Raw genomic sequence first — 16,664 nt, forward strand, 5'->3', positions numbered from 1 at the left:
CGAGGTACGCACTGACCTCCGCTGGACTTGCACCGGCAGCGTCCACGGCCAGCACGGGATACCGCCACCGCGCGACCCTCCCGGGTCTTGGAGGTTCAGGGCTGACTCCGCCGGCAGGATGTGCGGGCGCCGCGCGACCTTGAGGTCACCAGCGCACCGGGCCGGCGGCGTCGAAGAAGCTGCCGCTGGGGCCGTCCGCGGGCAGCGTGGCGGCGTGTACGACGACCTTCGCGCCCTCGGCCGGGTGTTGTGTTCCCGTGTTGCCGTTGAGGTCGGTGGCGTTGAACCCCGGGCACACCGAGTTCACCTTCACTGGTGTGTCTTTCAGCTCGGTGGCGAACCAGCCGGTGAGGGTGTTTACGAGGGTCTTGGACGTGGCGTAGGCGTAGGCCATGCCGAACGGTGCCAGCGGCTGCTCGGGGGCGGTGAGCAGGGTGAGCGAGCCCATCGAGCTGCTGAGGTTCACGATGCGCCCGGCGTCAGCCTTGCGTACGAGCGGCAGGAATGCCTGGGTGACGTGCAGCGTGCCGTAGAAGTTGACGTCCAGCGTCTTCTTGATCGTCTCGGATCCCACGGTGCTGGGCGGGCCCTCCTGATCTCCGAGGGCGATGCCGGCGTTGTTGATCAGGACGTCCAAGGCGCCGCTCTGCTCGGCGATGTGCTCCTGGGCGGCCTGAATGCTGGCGGTATCGGTCACGTCGAGGCGGATGAAGCGGACGTCACCGTCGTCGGCCAGTTCCTTCGCCGCTGCTTCGCCTCGGCTGTGGTCACGGCATCCGAGCCAGACGGTGAATCCCTGCTGGGCGAGCCGGCGGGCGGTCTCGAAGCCGATGCCCTTGTTGGCGCCCGTGACGAGCGCGGTCTGATGCGTGGTCATGAGAACGATGGTGGACGCACCCGGCGTGCAGTCCAGTATTTCTTACGTATCGTCCAACAGTCGGGTGCCGCAGTGGTCCAGCGACCCGATCGCCGGTGCCCTCGGCCTGCTGCGTCCCCGCACGGAGGTCTATCCGGACTTCAGGGCGGCCGGGCCGTGGGCGCTTCGGTTCGAGGCGTTTGAGTACGTGACGATCGGAGGCGTTGATCAGGGTGAGTGCTGGCTGGTGTTCGAGGACGGCAGCGAACCGGTGCGACTGTGCGAGGGTGACCTGTTTCTGCTGGTCAACTCTCCGGCGTACCGGCTGGCCAGCTCTCTCACCGTCGAACCGCTACCGGCGCAGGTCCTGTGGGAAAGTGCGGCGAAGGGTCAGGTGCGCATCGGCGCCGAGGGGGCTGCGGACTCCGGCCTGTGTGGTGGGCGGTTCTGGTTCGACGAGGCCAACGCCGCGATGCTGATCGACGTGCTTCCACGGCTCGTGCACGTCAAGGCCGGCGATCGGCGCAACGGGCAGCTCGCCCAGGTAGCCCAGTTGCTCAGCGCCGAGGCGAAGAACCGCACTGTCGGCAGCGTGCTGGTGCTGGACCACCTCGTGCAGATTCTCTTCGTGCACGTGTTGCGCGCGCACGCCGACCAGACCGACCATCCCGTCGGCTGGCTGAGGGCCCTGTCTGACGACGGCGTCGGCGCGGCCCTGCGCGCCCTGCACGCTGACGTCTCACACCGCTGGAGCCTGCAGGAACTGGCCGGCATCGCCCGCATGTCCCGCTCGGCGTTCGCCGCCGCCTTCAAGGAACAGGTCGGCATCCCACCTGGGGAGTACCTGATTCAGTGGCGTATGGCCCTGGCCCGCGACGCACTGCGCCGCAACACCTGCTCGATCTCAGAACTCGCCGTCGCCGCCGGTTACGAGTCCGAGAGCGCTTTCAGCACGGCCTTCCGGCGAGTGGTCGGCTCCTCGCCCAAGCAGTACCGTGACGCCTCCGGCGATCGGACGGCACGGGCGTAGCCGGATTCCGGTCTGGCCGAAGGCGACCAAGCACGTAGTGCCAGCCACTGCGTTGGCGCCGGCGGAGCCGCCGAGTCCGCCTCGGTCGGTTTCCTCTGGCGGACAACGAGCCTTTCATCCTTGGTGGATCGAATTCTCGACGTGATGGAGAACGAGGATGGCTTGCACGATCGGGGTGGCTCGGTGCGGGCTGCGGCGCAGCTTGGTCAGGACTCTCCAAGTTTGAGGGTGGCGTTGGCGCTTTCGCCGACGGCCCGGATCCGGGCATGGGCGCGGTTGACCTACTTCTGCCAGGCGGAGAGTTTCGGGCGGTGGCCATGACGTTCGTACGGGTCCGAATACTGCCGCCGACGCCTTGGGATGCCTCGTCCGCGAACGTCATATTCTCTTGGCTGATCAGGGCGTCGATGATGCCGTGAGTGCGGGCCGCGGTGAGGTCAACCGTCCCGCTGGATCTGCGATGACCTGTATGGCTGTAGCGGCGGAGGCGCGTCAACTCGCAAAGCCGGAGGAAGCCCAGCAGAGCGAGCGCGCATCGAAATTCGCGGTATGGCGTGCCATATACCGCAACGAGACCGGTGAGCAGGTGAGGGAAGGACCTCGGCTGCCCGGGCAAGCCCAGCGACACAACCCCTTGCCTCTGCGGTGCTGGTCGCCGCTGCTCCGCACCGCATGGCCGTATCCGACAAACGGGCCGAGCGGCGATGCCAGCGCTCCAGACCCGGTCCGCACCGAGGGAACGGCGGCATATGGTGCGGCGTTCGAGGCCAGTGGCAGGTCAGTCGTGGTCAGCGTGGTTCGCGTGTGTCGGGAATGTGGCCAGTCCTGCTTCGGCCAGGCGGGCGGCACGGCGGACCTCCCGGCTCACGGCGTCGATCGCGTCCGGCAGGGGGCGGCCGGGGTGCACGTGGGTCCGGAGGGCGCGGAACTGGACCCGCCACATGCCGAGGAGCGTCGCCGCGGCGATCTGGGGTTCAGGGTCGTCGGGGCGCAGCCCGGTCCTGGTGGCGAGCGCTTCGGCGGCGATGTCGACGAACCGGTCGGCGATGGCACTCTGATATGCCCGCAGAGCCGGGGTGTTCCGGATCAGGTCGCCGAACTTCCGGTACCGCTCCAGCGCGCGGTCGGCGTCGGCGTCGGCGGCGAGAGCCGTGGCGAGGCCGTCCAGTTCGTGGTCCAGGATCGTCAGCATCGCGCTGACCGGGGTCAGCGCCGGGTTCGGCAGCTGGGTGCGCAACGCGTCGGCCGTGGCCTCGAGCCGGTCCAGGAGCAGCGCTTCCTTGCTCGGGAAGTAGTTGAAGACGGTTTTCTCGGACACGCCACACGCTTCGCCGACGTCGGCTACCCGGACGGCGTCGAAGCCGCGTTCGAGGAACATCCGCGCGGCCGTGTCGGACAGCTGCCGGCGCATCGCCCGCTTCTTGCGCTCCCGCAACCCCTCGGCGGCCGGCCGGCCGGTCCCCGTTGTCGTCACGCCGGCATCCTACTTCAGCCACAAGAAAGATTCTGCTACTGTAATTTTACAGTAACTGAAGTTAGGAGCCGGCAATGTCCGAGATCCACATCGTTCGCGACTACCCGCACTCGCCCGTGAAGGTCTGGCAGGCTATGACCGACCCCGACCTGATCCCGTACTGGACCTCGACCGGGAAAGGCGCCCGCGCCGAGGGGTTCGAGCCGGTGGTCGGGACCAAGTTCCGGTTCGTCGCCAAGCCGATGCCCGGCTGGCGGGGCATCGTCGACTGCGAGGTGCTGGAGGTCCGCGAGCGGGAACTGCTGCACTACACCTGGATCGGCGCGGAGGGCGAGACACCCAGCCACGTCCGCTACCGGCTGGAGCCCACAGCCGACGGAACCCGCTTCACCTATCACCACGCTGGATTCACCGGCATCGGCGGATTCGCGATGGCCAAGCTGCTCGGCGCCGTCCGGACCAAGATGCTCACCACCGGCGTCCCCGCCCTGCTCGCCGAACTCGACGAGACCGGCGCGCTGCTCCCGGACGCGCCCGGGCGGCTGACGCGCCCCCGATGAACGTCCCCGCACAACTGTTCGCGCTCGCCGCGGCGCTGACGCACCTGTGGATCTTCACGATGGATAGCGTCCGCTTCAGCCGCCTCGAGTGGACGCTGACCACGGCAGCGCGAGGCGGCCCGGAGCCGATCGCACTGGGTCTCCATCGGCGACGAGCTGTGGCCGCCGTGACAGCTGCTCGAGCGCGCGTTGGGGTGTCGCGAACCGAGTTCATCTCGCACACCGCTATCCGGCAGCTCCGCTGGCTCGGCTTCCCGTTGAGCCCCCTCCGCACGATCGTGTGGGACGGCTGGAATCGCACCTGGAGAGCGCCGATGGCGAATCTGTCGACGCGCGAGTCGCCCCCGAGGGCCTGACAGTTGACCTGATCCGCGGGGCAATGCTGGTCCGGCGGCACACCCGCGTCAACGACCTCATCCACGCTGCCGCGATCGTTAGCGCACTTCGGGAACGACCCGAGCCACTTGTGGCCGACCTGGTCGGGCTCGTCCTCGAACGCGGCGATCGGCGAGCCGAACTCTACGTCCTCGGCCAGCTGCCCATCGACTTCCTGCGCAAGAGCAACTCGACCATGGAATGGGCCCTCGGCCGCTCGGCGCCGAACTGCTCGGAATCGGCTGAGCTACCTCGGCAGCATCGGCATCAGGTAGTACGTCAGCGCCACCTCCCCAACCTCCGCCGCCCGGAGCACGCACGCCCGCATGCCCGGCTGGATCGACAAAACCACCCGCTCCCCGGCGAACGCCCCCAGCGCGTCGAGCAGGTACCGGGCCTGGAACGACGGCGACGTCCGCCCTCCACTGACGTCGGCCTTCAGCGTCTCCTCCGCCTCGCCCGTGTCCTGCCGCGCGCTCGCCAACCTCACCTGTGCGTCGCCGACCTCCAGCGTCAGCACCCGGCGGTCCTCCGCATACACGCCCACCCGGCGGACCGCCGCCGCCAACGCGTCCGCCGATAGGGAAACCGTCGTGTCCACCGCGCCCGACGGGATCGACTCCTCCGACAGGAAGCCCGCGTCGAGCACCGCCGTCGCCACCAGGCCTCCCGCCCAGCTCACGCCGAACCGGCCCGGTCCCGTGTGCAACCCCACCACGCCCGATGCCGCCCGCGCCGCCTCTGTCAGCAACGACGCGGGCACCAACACATCCAGGTCACCTGCGGTGCGCAGCGGCAGTCGGGCCACCGCCATCCGGTAGCGGTCCGAGGCCGTCAACGTCAGTTCCGCGCCCGAGGACTGCACGCGGACCCCCGTGAACAACGGCAGCGGATCGTCCTTCGCCGCCGTTCCCGCGACGATCCGCAACGCCGAGGCGAACGCCGCGCCGTCCACTTCGGACACCTTTGCCAACGCATCCGTGACCGCGGAGGTCTCCGGGAGGAGTGGCAGCGCGAACCGCGCGTTGTCCAGCCGCAACGCCAACCGGCTGCCCTCGACCACCAGGCGCACCAGCTCCGCGTCCAGGACCTTGAGCGTCTCGACCAGCGGCGCCGCCGGGACGACGACCGAGCCGTCCGTGTGCGACGTCGCCGGGCAGGTCAGGCGGACCGCCAGGTCCGAATCACTGCCCGCGATCGTCAAGCCCGCCGCGTCCGCCCGCAGCCTCAGCCCCGTGCGGGCGGGTAGCAAGCGTGACGCGGTCGAAACAGCCGCCGACAGGCGGTGGGCAGGCGCGGTGACGTCCATGCCCGCAAGCTAGCGGGCACCACCGACAAAAATCAGCGCGCGCCGACCAGCTCGGGCTCCTCGACCGTCGCCGTCGTGGGGACGCGGACCGTTCCGCGCAGCAGCCACACCGCCAGCGCCAGCACCAGCCCGGCGACGCTCGCCGCCAGGAACGCCGCGCCCGGGCCCGCGTGCTCCACGATGTACCCGCTGACCGACTGGCCCGCGGCCAGCCCCAGCGTCACCGCCGTCAGCACCCAGCCGAACGCCTCCGCGGCCGTCCCCGCAGGGGCCACCACCTCGATCGCCGCCGAGTGGGCCGTCGACTGCGGGGTGATCAACGCGCCCGCCAGCAGCATCATCAGTGCCAGCCCCCACAGCGAAGACGGCCACGCCAGCAGCGCCACCAGCGCCCCGAACCCGCCGAGCAACGCCGGCAGGCGCAGGCCCAGCCGACGCGGCCACGGCCGCAGGCTGTACGCCACGCCGAACGCCACCGAGCTCAGCGACCACGCCGACAGCAGCAGCCCGCCGACCGACGGCTCGCCCGCGGCGGTCGCCGACGCCGGCACCGCGACCTCGACGAACCCGATCACCATGCCGAAGCCGAGCGCGGCCAGCGCCAGCGTTCGCATGCCCGGGCTCGCCAGCGCGCCCAGCAGCGTCCCGCGCGGGCCGGTGGACGGGCCCCACGCCCGGACCGCCGGGCTCAGCGCGAACAGCACCGCGCCGGTGAACTGCAGCGCGACGCCCAGCACCAGGCCGGTCCCCGCCCACGGCGCCATCACCAGCAGCCCGGCCACGCCGGGGCCGAGGATGAAGAAGACCTCCATGCTGATGGCCTCGTACGAGAACGCCGCGTTCCGCGCGCCGCCCGGGGGCAGCAGCCGCGTCCACAACGCCCGCGACGCCGAGCCGACCATCGGTTCCGACAGGCCGGTGGCCGCGCCGAAGGCGACCAGGACCGCCGTCGCCGCGTGCGACTCGATGGCCGTGACCAAGGCGGCCATCGACAGCGCCGACAGCAAGGCGACGACCAGCAGCGGGCGTGTCGGCCCGAACCGGTCGATCAGCCTGCCCTGGATCACCGCGCCCACCGACACCCCGACGAGTGAACCCGCCGAGACGAGCCCGGCGGCGGCGAACGAACCGGTCTCGCGCTGGACGTAGAGCAGGGCCGAGATGCCGATCATCGCGATCGGCAGGCGGGCGAGCACGGACGCCACGGCGGGCCGCCGGGCGGCGCGGGTCGTCAGAGCGCCGCGGTAGTCGGCCAGAGTCGTACGACCTTCGGAGTGGGACACGCGTACCAGTATGCCGCAGAGTGGTACGTCGGTACCAGTTATTTGACGGTCAGGTGCGTCACGGGCAGACTGGGAAGTGGATCATGCGATGTCTCGATCCGGTAACAGTCACGATATTCTCCGTGAAGTCGTGCAACGAAACCGCCCGCACGGCGTCCTTGAGAGTGAATGGCCTTGAATTCGTGGGTATGGGCCGTGATGGTTGAACAACAGCACACAACCCAGCTCCCTCCGGCATATGGGTCGGGGCCTGGTCCGGAGGGCGGGGAGCGCGGATCGTCGGGGGATGGTCCGCGCGACAAACGAAGAGCCGGTGCGCCACGTCGGGGGTGGCGCCCGGCTCTTTGTTTTGGGTCACCAACGCGGAAGGCCCCCTCACCCGGGTGAGGGGGCCTTCGACGTAAAAGAACTCAGCGAGCGCGGCGGGCCAGGCGCTCCGGGTCCAGGATCAGCACGCTCTTGCCCTCGAGCCGCAGCCAGCCGCGGTGGGCGAAGTCGGCGAGCGCCTTGTTGACGGTCTCGCGCGACGCCCCGACGTACTGGGCGATCTCTTCCTGCGTCAGGTCGTGCGTGACCCGCAGCAGGCCCGCCTCCTGGCTGCCGAAGCGCTGCGCGAGCTGCAGCAGCGCCCGCGCCACGCGGCCCGGGACGTCGGTGAAGATCAGTTCCGCGACCATGTTGTTCGTCCGGCGCAGGCGGCGCGCGACCACGCGCAGCAGCTGCTCGGCGATCTCCGGGCGGGTCGAGATCCACTGGCGCAGGGCCGGGCGGTCCATGGTGACCGCGCGGACCTCGGTGACCGTGGTCGCGCTCGACGTCCGGGGGCCGGGGTCGAAGATGGACAGCTCGCCGAACATGTCGGACGGGCCGAAGATGCCCAGCAGGTTCTCGCGGCCGTCCGGGGACTTGCGGCCGATCTTCACCTTGCCGGACTGGATGATGTACAGCTTGTCGCCGGGTTCGCCCTCGTTGAAGATGACATGGCCGCGGGGGAACTCCACGGATTCCAAGGTCTGGGCCAGCGCCTCCGCCGCTGCCGGCTCCACACCCTGGAAAATGCCCGCACGGGCCAGGGTTTCGTCCACCTCGGGTGCCTCCTCGTCGAGAAACGTGCACGCTCCCCCGTGCCTGGAGGAGCGTGACGCCGATCACTTGCGCGTCAGTCTAGGGCGTACTCCCGAGATCGCCCGTCGGACGCGCGCGCCGTCGAAACGATCTCGTTCGAACGTGGAGCCTAACTCCGCACGCGTCGCGCGCGTAGCCTGGCTGCCCGTCCGCCCAGCCTACGCAGCCGGAACAGCTCCAGCGCGCGGCCGATGCCGTGCCCGTAGAGCGCCCTGACTTCGTTGGGTTGCGCCTGCTCGAGGAACTCTTCGACCTCGTTCTCCTGCACCGCGACGTGCTTGAGCCGGCTTTCGACGCGCTCCATGAACAGCGCGAAGAACATGATCACCAGGGGGACCAGGATGACGAACCAGACAGTCATGACCGGACCCCGAAACACTCGATGAAAAGCATCTACTCCAGATCCTCGCTCATGGCGGCCGTGAACTGCGCCGAGTCCGCTCTGGCGTGTCGTGACGTCCACCGGTGCACCCACCGGCTCGTCCGACGGCGCCCGTAGGCTATCGGGGTGCCACCTGCCACCACGAACGCCCCCCGTGAGGGCGCTGGTGAAAGCCGGTTAGCTCTGGTGAGACGCGCCAGGCGGATGAAGCGTTGCTTGGACGACGTGTATCCCGACGCCCACTGCGAGCTCGACTTCACCACTCCGCTGGAACTGCTGGTCGCGGTCGTGCTGTCCGCGCAGACCACCGACGTCCGGGTGAACCTCGTCACGCCCGCGCTGTTCAAGCGCTACCGGACCGCCGCCGACTACGCGGGCGCCGACCGCACCGAGCTGGAGGAGTACCTCCGCAGCACCGGCTTCTACCGGGCCAAGGCGAACTCCGTCATGGGCCTGGGCGCGGCGCTGGTCGAGCGCTTCGGCGGCGAGGTGCCGGCCAAGCTCGAAGACCTGGTCACCCTGCCCGGTGTCGGCCGCAAGACGGCCAACGTCGTGCTCGGCAACGCCTTCGACGTCCCCGGCATCACCGTCGACACCCACTTCGGGCGGCTGGTCCGCCGCTGGGGCTGGACCGCCGAAGAAGACCCGGTCAAGGTCGAGTTCGCGGTCGGCGAGCTGATCCCCCGCAAGGAGTGGACGATGCTCTCGCACCGGGTGATCTTCCACGGCCGGCGCGTCTGCCACGCGAAGAAGCCCGCCTGCGGCGCCTGCCCGCTGGCCAAGGACTGCCCGTCGTTCGGCACCGGCCCGACCGGGTTCGAGGAAGCCGCGAAGCTCGTCAAGGGCGCGGAGAAGGAGCACATCCTGGCGCTGGCGGCGCCCCGGTGACGAGCGTCACCAAGTGGGCGCTGGCCGCCGCCGTGCTGGCGGTGGCGCTGATCGTCGCGCTGCTCCCGCGCGGGGGTGACGACACGGCCGCGAAGCCGTCGGAGGACTTGGCTCCGGCCCGGTCCGCGGCGGCGCTCCAGCCGTGTCCGGCGCCCGGCTCCGCGCCGCCGGTGAAGCAGCTCGAAGGCGTCACGGCGGACTGCCTCGGCGACGGCGCGCGCGTCGACGTCGGCAAGGCCCTCGCCGGGGCTCCGGTGCTGGTCAACGTGTGGGCGTCGTGGTGCGAGCCGTGCCGGACCGAGCTGCCCGTGCTCCAGGAGTACGCGAAGCAGCCGGGTGCCGTGCGCGTGCTCGGCGTCCAGGTGCAGAGCCCGGCGGAGGACGGGTTGAACCTCCTCGCCCAGCTGGGCGTGCACCTGCCGTCGGTGTACGACGGCGGCGGGCAGAGCGGGCCCGTCCGGACGGCGCTCAAGGTGCCTTCGTCGCTCCCGGCGTCCTACCTGGTCACCGCCGCGGGTGAGATCCGGTTCATCGCGAATCCCCGGGTCTTCGGGAACACTGACCAGGTGCGCGCGGCAGTCGAGGGAGCATCGTGATCGGACCACTGGTCGAGCCGGAGTCGGTGCCCGAGTGGCTCCGGCCGCTGGTCAAGGTGAGCGCCGAGGTCGATTCGCGCACGTTCACCCGGTTCAGCCCGCCCGAGGACGCCTACACGCGGGCCGCCGCGGTCCTGATCCTCTTCGGCGAGCGCGAGTCCGACGGCGAGCCCGACGTCCTCCTGCAGCGCCGCGCCGACACGCTGGGCTCGCACGCCGGCCAGGTCGCCTTCCCCGGCGGCGGGGCCGAAGACGGCGACGGCGGCCCGATCGGCACCGCGCTGCGCGAGGCCGAGGAGGAGACCGGGGTCGTCCCGTCCGGCGTCCGGCCGGTCGCGGTGCTGCCCGAGCTGTTCGTCCCGGTGTCGAAGTTCGCCGTGACGCCGGTGCTCGCGCACTGGGACACCCCGTCGCCGGTGCACGCGGTCGACCCCGCGGAGACGGCTTCGGTGGCGCGCGTGGCGCTCGCCGACCTCGCCGACCCGGCGAACCGGTTCACGGTCCAGAAGGCGGGCGCGCCGTGGAAGGGCCCCGCCTTCGAGGTCGACGGCCTGTTCGTCTGGGGGTTCACGGCCGGGTTGCTGTCGGTTCTGCTCGGCCTGGGAGGCTGGGAGCGCGAGTGGGACTCGGACGACGTCCGGGACCTCGACGAGGCGCTGGCCGCCTACCGGGCACGGCTGAACAGCGAGGAGTGACACGTGAACTGGGTCGATGTGCTGGTGCTGCTGCTGGCTGTGCTGGCCGCGGTGTCCGGCGCGTTCCAGGGCGTGATCATCGCGCTGCCTTCGCTGGTCGGCGTCGTGCTCGGCGCGGTCGCCGGCATCAAGCTGGCGCCGGTCGTGGTCTCGTTCTTCGACGACCCGGTGTGGAAGGTCGCCTTCGCCTTCGCGACCGTCGTGTTCCTGGTCGCGCTGGGTGAGGCGATCGGCGTCTACGTGGGCCGCAAGCTGCGGCAGAAGATCAACCCGGACAAGCTCTCCGGCATCGACAAGACGCTCGGCGCGGTCGTGCAGGCGCTGGTCGTGTTCGTGGTCGCGTGGCTGATCGCGACGCCGCTGACGGCCGTGTCCGGCGTGCCGGGGCTGGCCAAGGCGATCAACGGCTCGGTGGTGCTCGGCAAGGTCAACGACGCCATGCCGGAGGCCGCCCAGGGCTTCCCGAGCCAGCTGCGCAAGCTGCTCGACGCCTCGGGCTTCCCGTCCATCATGGACCCGTTCCAGAAGGCCCCGACGGCCGACACGTCACCGCCGGACCCCGCCCTGCAGAGCAGCGCGACCGTCCAGGAACTGCACGGCAGCGTCGTCAAGATCCGCGGCAGTGCCAGCTCGTGTTCGCGCTCGCTGGAAGGCAGCGGGTTCGTGATCGCGCCGCAGCGGGTGATGACGAACGCGCACGTCGTGGCAGGCACCGACACCGTCGGCATCGAGACGACGCAGGGCGACTACCCGGCGCGGGTCGTCTACTTCGACCCGGAGGTCGACATCGCGGTGCTGGCCGTGCCGCGGCTGCGGGCTCCGGCGCTGCAGTTCGCGCCGGAGACGGCGCGGGCGGGCGACAGCGCGATCGTGCTCGGCTACCCCCTCGACGGCCCGTACCGGGCGACGCCGGCGCGCGTGCGCGGCCGGATCAACCTGCGCGGCCCGGACATCTACGAGGCGAACACCGTGCAGCGGGACGTCTTCACGGTCCGCGCGGAGATCCGCAGCGGTAACTCGGGTGGCCCGATGGTGACGCCGGACGGCAAGGTCATCGGCGTCGTGTTCGGCGCGGCCGTGGAGGACCCGGAGACCGGCTTCACGCTCACCGCCGAGCAGGTGCGGGCCGAGGTCGACGCGGCACCGTCGCAGTCGGCGAACGTGTCCACCGGGTCCTGCGCCGCCTAACGCCCGTACCGCAGCGCCAGGCCGTCCAGCAGGGCCCGCATCCCCGACTCGAAGACGTTGTCGAGGACGAGGTCGTAGCCGTTGCCGCCGAGGTCGCGGAGCATCTTCGCGAACACCGGACGGCCCGCGGTCATCGCCTCCAGCGCCGGGGTCTGCCGGTCGATCCACTGCTCTTCGGACAGCCCGGACGAGGCCAGCGCGCTCTGCTCGCGTTCGAGGTGGATCGCGATGCCCTGGACGTAGCTGAAGAACAGGACGTGCAGGTCGCACAGCGTCGCCGCGTCGACGTCCAGTTCGGACAGGGCCGCCAGGGCCCACTCGCCGTGCATGGCGAGGTTGCGCAGGGCCAGCGGCCGGGTGAGCGGGCCGAGCTGGGCGAGCCAGGGGTGCCGCTTGTAGAGCGACCAGAGCGTCCGGCCGCCGAGCGTCAGCCGCTCCCGCCAGTCGCCTCGCGGGGTCGACGGGTAGCCGCGTTCGCCGAACGCCGCGTCGGCCATCAGCATGACCAGCTCGTCCTTGCCGGTGACGTACCGGTAGGGCGCCATGGCCGCGACGCCGAGGCGGGCCGCGACCCCGCGCATGGACAACGCGGCCAGGCCTTCCGCGTCGGCGACGTCGATGGCGGTGCGCACGATCCGCTCGCGGGTGAGGCCGTGGTGGCTGGTGGAAGCGCGGCGCTCCCGGCCCGCGACGACCGTGCCGGACCGCGGCTCGGCCTGCACGAGGCCTTCCTGGCTCAGCAGGGCCAGCGCCTTCGCCGCGGTCGCCATGGCGACGCCGTGGTCGGTCGCGAGCCGCCGGGTCGAGGGCACGCGCGCGCCCGGCGGCAGCTCGCCACGGGCGATCCGGCCGCGCAGCTCGTCGGCGATGGCCACGTACTTCACGCTGTCCCCCTGACCTAGCACAGCTGACAATCTGTACTAGTACAGAGTTGGTGTCTGAGCTGTGTGAACTCCAGTGTGGTGCACATCAGCGTACGACCCTGGAGGAAACCATGCGAAACGTCCTGATCTCCGGTGCCGGTGTCGCCGGCGGCACCCTGGCCTGGTACCTGGCCCGCGCGGGCTTCGCCGTGACGGTGGTCGACCGGGCGCCCGGCCCGCGCAGCGGCGGGCAGGCGATCGACGTGCGCGGGGTCGCGCTCGACGTCGTCGACCGGATGGGCCTCGGCGACCGGATGCGCGCGGTGCGCACCCGGATGCGCGGGATGTCCATGGTGGACGGGGACGGCCACGAGCTGTTCCGGTCCGAGGAGTTCGCCCTGAGCAGCGGCCGGCTCGACAGCCCCGACTTCGAGGTACTCCGCGACGACCTGGTCGCGATCCTGCACGAGGCCACCGACGTCGAGTACGTCTTCGACGACTCGATCACCGCGCTGACCGAGGAGCCGCACGGCGTGCGCGTCGAGTTCGCCCGCGGCGGGTTCCGGACGTTCGACCTGGTCGTCGGGGCGGACGGGCTGCACTCGGCCGTCCGGCGGCTGGCCTTCGGGCCGGCGGAGGACTACCTCCGCCACCTCGGCCAGTACCTCGCGATCTTCCCCACGGCCAACTTCCTCGGCCTCGCGGACTGGCAGGTCTGGTTCCAGCACGAGGAAACCGGCGGTGTCGCTTATCCGGTGCGGGACAACGCGGAGCTGCGCGTGACGCTCGGCTTCGGCTCGGAGCCGTTGCCGCGGCTGTCGGTCCCGGAGCAGAAGAAGCTGGTCGCCGAGCGGCTCGCCGGGGTCGGCTGGGAGGTGCCGAAGCTCCTCGACGCGATGGCCGAGGCGGAGGTGTTCTACTTCGACGCCATGGCGCAGATCCGGATGGACCGCTGGACGACCGGCCGGATCGCGTTGGTCGGCGACGCCGGTTACTGCGCCTCGCCGTTGTCCGGGCAGGGGACGAGCCTGGCGTTGGTGGGCGCGTACGTCCTGGCTCAGGAAGCTCGGCCGCGCGGAGCACGAAGAGGCCTTCGCGGCTTACGAGACGCGCATGCGGCCCTTCGTCGAGCTCAACCAGGCGCTGGCCACCGAAAACCCCGGCGGCCCGGCGTCGGAAGAGTCGTTGGAGCGGGCGAAGTTCGCGATCAGCCTCGATTGAGGAAGTCCACCAGTGCCGCCGACGTGCGGTCCGGGACCTCCAGGTGGGGGAAGTGCCCGACGCCCGGCCAGATCTCCGGCTCGGCGTGCGGGCCCGCCCAGCGCACCGACGCCGACGCCGTCTCGGGCAGGACGCAGGTGTCTTCGGCGCCGTGCAGCTGCAGCGTCGGCGCCGCGATCCGGCCGCCGACGGCGTCGGTGAACCGGCGGCCTTCGCCGCGGAACTGGGCGCGGAACGCCCAGCGGTAGTACTCGAGGGCGCTGTGCGCGACGCCGGGTACGAGCACGGCCCGGCGGAACACGGCGAGGCTCTCGGAGAAGTCCGAAGTGGACCGCCAGGCCCCGCCCGCCCAGCCGCCGAAGAGGTCTTCGACGGCTTGGGCGTCGTCCTTCACCAGCCACTTCTCCGGCGCCATCGGCACCTGGAAGCGGAAGAGGTGCCCGGCCGCGCGGCCCTGGCCGCGCCACGGGCGGGCCGCGCCCGACCGCAGCGCGAGCGGGTGGGCCGCGCCGATCGCCGTCACCGAGGACACCAGCCGGGGGTGCAGCGAAGCGACCGTCCAGGCGAGCATGCCGCCCCACGCGTGCCCGGCGAGGTGCGCGCGCCGGGCCCCGAGCGACTTGATCAGCCCGCCGACGTCACCGGCCAGCGTCCACGCGTCGTAGCCGCGCGGCGGTTTGTCCGAGTCGCCGTAGCCGCGCAGGTCGACGGCGACCGCGCGGAACCCGGCTTCGGCGAGGGCGCGCAGCTGGTGGTGCCAGGTCCACCAGAACTCGGCGAACCCGTGCAGCAGCACCACGACGGGCCCCTCGCCGAGCTCGGCGACGTGCAGCCGGATGCCGTTCGCGGAGACGTCGCGGTGGACCCACGGGCCGTCGAGCCGGACGGTCGACGGGTCGGGGGACGCGGGCAACGAACTCAGTCGCGGGTGGTGGCCAGGTCGGCGTCGGCCGTCTTCTGCGGCTTGAGCGCGGCGGCGGTCTCCTTGACGCTGGCGATGGTGCGCTCCGGCGCCCGGAACTTCTTCACCTTGCGGTAGCCGAGCAGCCCGGCCACGCCCGCGACGAGCAGCATCAGGACGAACACGATGCCGAACGCGATCCACCGGTAGCGCAGCCACTGGGCCAGCCCCTCGGCGGCGAAGAAGAACAGGAAGAACGTGCTGTACAGGAAGACGGTCAGCGCGATCAGGAAGTAGACGGCCCCCTTGAGGCCCTTCTTCACCTCGCCGACCAGCTCGGACTTCGCGAGCTCCATCTCGGCCCTGACCAGGGTCGAGATGTGCTGGGTCGCGTCGCCGACGAGCCTGCCGATCGACTGGTCGCCGTGGACGTCGGTGTCGGAGGACAGCGGGAGGTAAGGCACGGCCCCCACGCCGTCGGGGCCGGTGCGTTCGTGTTTGGGGCTGCTCACCGGGTCATCGTGCCATGTGTCCGGAAACCGGGCGCGACGGCGTCACAGTGTGTCGGAGATTTGAGCGTGCACCTTGCTACGGCGGAGTAGCAACGCCGCCGCCAGCAGGGACGCCGTCGCCGACGCGATCAGCACCGCCGCCTTCGCCAGCTCACTCGCGTCACCCGGCAACGCCAGCTCCGCGATCAGCAGGCTGACCGTGAACCCGACTCCGCCGAGCACGGACAACGCGCCCAAGTCGCGCCACCCCATCCCGCGCGGTTTCTCGGCGATGCGCAGCTTCACGGCGAGCAGGCTGGCGCCGAAGATCCCGACGAACTTCCCGACCAGCAACCCGGCGAGCACCGCCAGCGGCAACGCGGTGGTGAACACGGCGCCGAGCGCGTCGCCGCCGACCGAGATCCCGGCCGCGAACAACGCGAACAGCGGCACGGCGACGGCGGCCGACCACGGCTGGAGCCGGTGCTCGAGCCGCAGCGCCGGGGCTTCGGCCTCGCCCTCGTCCGGGCGGACGCGGGTGAGCAGGCCGAGCGCGACGCCCGCGATCGTCGCGTGGATGCCCGCCGAGTGCACCGCCACCCAGGTGACCAGCGCGAGCGGTACGTACAGCCACGGCGTCCGGACCCGCTTGTGCTGCAGGAACGCGTACAGCGCGAGGGCCGCGACGGCGACCCCAACCGCGACCAGGTCGAAGCCCGTCATGAAGACGACGGCGATGACGATGATCGCGCCGAGGTCGTCGACCACGGCCAGCGACAGCAGGAAGAGCCGCGCGCTGGACGGCAGGTTCGACGCGGTCAGGGCCAGCACGCCGAGCGCGAACGCGATGTCCGTGGCGACCGGGATCGCCCACGCGCGTTCGATGCCCGGCGTTCCCCAGCCGACGCCCAGCGCGACGACGGCGGGCACGACCATGCCGCCGACCGCGGCGACGACCGGCAGCACGGCCTGCTTGAACCGCGACAGCTCACCGATGACCAGCTCGCGCTTGAGCTCGAGCCCGGCGACGAAGAAGAAGAGGGCGAGGAGGCCGTCCTTCGCCCAGTCGCCGATCGTCAGGTTCAGGTGCAGGAACTCCGGGCCGAGCCGGAAGTCGCGCAGGGCGTCGTAGCTTTCGCTCAGCGGCGAGTTCGCCCAGATCAGGGCGACGGCGGTGGCGGCGAGGAGGATGAGCCCGCCGGTCGTCTCGGTGCGCAGGTAGCGGGCGAACTCGGACAGGGGGCGGGAGAACACGGCAGCTCCTCGGGGTCGCTGATCACTGTTGCCGACCAGGCTTCCCGGCGCACCTTTGACAAAATTTTAGCTCCCGTTTGTCACGGACCGTTATGGCGGCCGCCACAAGGGGTACCGGTGGTGGGTTCACACGATGTGCTCATAGCATGCCAAGCGACAACGAAGTCCCGAGA

The 16,664-nt window shown here is 70.8% G+C and carries 17 protein-coding genes and 2 pseudogenes; 8 read left to right on the forward strand and 11 right to left on the reverse strand.

What is annotated here, in order from left to right; translation table 11 throughout:
* Positions 1 to 145: 145 nt before the first annotated feature.
* Entirely contained in the window at positions 146 to 877 is a 732-nt protein-coding gene (locus QP939_RS16570; protein ID WP_285457672.1) for an SDR family oxidoreductase, read from the reverse strand.
* Between QP939_RS16570 and QP939_RS16575 the strand changes: the two genes are divergently transcribed.
* Positions 876 to 1,886 carry an AraC family transcriptional regulator gene (locus QP939_RS16575; protein WP_285457673.1) on the forward strand — a complete coding sequence of 337 codons (1,011 nt, stop codon included), beginning with the start codon at positions 876 to 878 and terminating at the stop codon, positions 1,884 to 1,886. The two genes, QP939_RS16570 and QP939_RS16575, sit on opposite strands and share 2 nt — an antisense overlap.
* A gap of 114 nt (positions 1,887 to 2,000) precedes the next feature.
* Here the strand turns inward: QP939_RS16575 and QP939_RS16580 are convergent.
* Positions 2,001 to 2,325 (reverse strand): annotated as a pseudogene (locus QP939_RS16580) (transposase family protein); the annotation flags it as partial.
* A gap of 339 nt (positions 2,326 to 2,664) precedes the next feature.
* Positions 2,665 to 3,360 carry a TetR family transcriptional regulator gene (locus QP939_RS16585; protein ID WP_285457674.1) on the reverse strand — a complete coding sequence of 232 codons (696 nt, stop codon included), beginning with the start codon at positions 3,358 to 3,360 and terminating at the stop codon, positions 2,665 to 2,667.
* 74 nt (positions 3,361 to 3,434) lie between these two features.
* Between QP939_RS16585 and QP939_RS16590 the strand changes: the two genes are divergently transcribed.
* Positions 3,435 to 3,920, forward strand: a complete 486-nt coding sequence (locus QP939_RS16590) for an SRPBCC family protein (protein WP_285457675.1) — start codon at positions 3,435 to 3,437, stop codon at positions 3,918 to 3,920.
* On the forward strand, positions 3,917 to 4,276 hold the full coding sequence (locus tag QP939_RS16595) for a hypothetical protein (RefSeq protein ID WP_285457676.1): 360 nt from the start codon (positions 3,917 to 3,919) through the stop codon (positions 4,274 to 4,276). Before QP939_RS16590 ends, QP939_RS16595 begins: the two co-directional genes overlap by 4 nt.
* 266 nt (positions 4,277 to 4,542) lie before the next feature.
* Here QP939_RS16595 and dnaN read toward each other — a convergent pair whose 3' ends face one another.
* The 4 genes from dnaN to QP939_RS16615 all read right to left on the reverse strand — a co-directional run bounded on the left by dnaN (position 4,543) and on the right by QP939_RS16615 (position 8,373).
* Entirely contained in the window at positions 4,543 to 5,604 is a 1,062-nt protein-coding gene (gene dnaN, locus QP939_RS16600) for a DNA polymerase III subunit beta (RefSeq protein ID WP_285457677.1), read from the reverse strand.
* A 32-nt stretch (positions 5,605 to 5,636) separates the two neighbouring features.
* Positions 5,637 to 6,887, reverse strand: a complete 1,251-nt coding sequence (locus QP939_RS16605) for an MFS transporter (protein ID WP_414641641.1) — start codon at positions 6,885 to 6,887, stop codon at positions 5,637 to 5,639.
* Positions 6,888 to 7,297: 410 nt separating this feature from the next.
* On the reverse strand, positions 7,298 to 7,972 hold the full coding sequence (locus QP939_RS16610) for a Crp/Fnr family transcriptional regulator (protein WP_003081747.1): 675 nt from the start codon (positions 7,970 to 7,972) through the stop codon (positions 7,298 to 7,300).
* A gap of 149 nt (positions 7,973 to 8,121) precedes the next feature.
* Positions 8,122 to 8,373: a hypothetical protein gene (locus tag QP939_RS16615; RefSeq protein ID WP_013230551.1), complete on the reverse strand. Its 252-nt coding sequence runs from the start codon at positions 8,371 to 8,373 to the stop codon at positions 8,122 to 8,124.
* A gap of 225 nt (positions 8,374 to 8,598) precedes the next feature.
* Here QP939_RS16615 and nth point away from each other — a divergent pair, with 225 nt between their 5' ends.
* Genes nth through QP939_RS16635 form a run of 4 tightly spaced genes read left to right on the forward strand, consistent with a single transcriptional unit; the run spans position 8,599 to position 11,761 of the window.
* Positions 8,599 to 9,282 carry an endonuclease III gene (gene nth / locus QP939_RS16620; protein ID WP_285457678.1) on the forward strand — a complete coding sequence of 228 codons (684 nt, stop codon included), beginning with the start codon at positions 8,599 to 8,601 and terminating at the stop codon, positions 9,280 to 9,282.
* Entirely contained in the window at positions 9,279 to 9,878 is a 600-nt protein-coding gene (locus tag QP939_RS16625; protein WP_285457679.1) for a TlpA family protein disulfide reductase, read from the forward strand. Before nth ends, QP939_RS16625 begins: the two co-directional genes overlap by 4 nt.
* Entirely contained in the window at positions 9,875 to 10,573 is a 699-nt protein-coding gene (locus tag QP939_RS16630) for an NUDIX hydrolase (RefSeq protein ID WP_285457680.1), read from the forward strand. Before QP939_RS16625 ends, QP939_RS16630 begins: the two co-directional genes overlap by 4 nt.
* A gap of 3 nt (positions 10,574 to 10,576) precedes the next feature.
* Complete coding sequence (locus tag QP939_RS16635) at positions 10,577 to 11,761, forward strand: MarP family serine protease (protein WP_285457681.1); 1,185 nt, start codon at positions 10,577 to 10,579, stop codon at positions 11,759 to 11,761.
* On the opposite strand, the gene QP939_RS16640 is transcribed toward QP939_RS16635, so the two are convergent.
* Positions 11,758 to 12,645 carry a TetR/AcrR family transcriptional regulator gene (locus QP939_RS16640; protein ID WP_285457682.1) on the reverse strand — a complete coding sequence of 296 codons (888 nt, stop codon included), beginning with the start codon at positions 12,643 to 12,645 and terminating at the stop codon, positions 11,758 to 11,760. The two genes, QP939_RS16635 and QP939_RS16640, sit on opposite strands and share 4 nt — an antisense overlap.
* A 110-nt stretch (positions 12,646 to 12,755) precedes the next feature.
* On the opposite strand from QP939_RS16640, the pseudogene QP939_RS16645 reads away from it, so the two are divergent.
* Positions 12,756 to 13,622, forward strand: a pseudogene (locus tag QP939_RS16645) (FAD-dependent monooxygenase); the annotation flags it as partial.
* 209 nt (positions 13,623 to 13,831) lie between these two features.
* Here the strand turns inward: QP939_RS16645 and QP939_RS16650 are convergent.
* Genes QP939_RS16650 through nhaA form a run of 3 tightly spaced genes read right to left on the reverse strand, consistent with a single transcriptional unit; the run spans position 13,832 to position 16,491 of the window.
* Positions 13,832 to 14,758, reverse strand: a complete 927-nt coding sequence (locus tag QP939_RS16650; RefSeq protein ID WP_285457683.1) for an alpha/beta fold hydrolase — start codon at positions 14,756 to 14,758, stop codon at positions 13,832 to 13,834.
* Positions 14,759 to 14,763: 5 nt separating this feature from the next.
* The gene (locus tag QP939_RS16655; RefSeq protein WP_285457684.1) at positions 14,764 to 15,258 is read right to left on the reverse strand and encodes a phage holin family protein; all 495 of its coding nucleotides are present in this window, start codon (positions 15,256 to 15,258) and stop codon (positions 14,764 to 14,766) included.
* Positions 15,259 to 15,300: 42 nt separating this feature from the next.
* Positions 15,301 to 16,491, reverse strand: coding sequence for a Na+/H+ antiporter NhaA (gene nhaA, locus QP939_RS16660; RefSeq protein ID WP_285457685.1), 1,191 nt, complete (start codon positions 16,489 to 16,491; stop codon positions 15,301 to 15,303).
* Positions 16,492 to 16,664: the final 173 nt, after the last annotated feature.

The organism is Amycolatopsis nalaikhensis (genome assembly GCF_030264295.1).
GTDB classification, from domain to species: Bacteria; Actinomycetota; Actinomycetes; order Mycobacteriales; family Pseudonocardiaceae; genus Amycolatopsis; species Amycolatopsis nalaikhensis.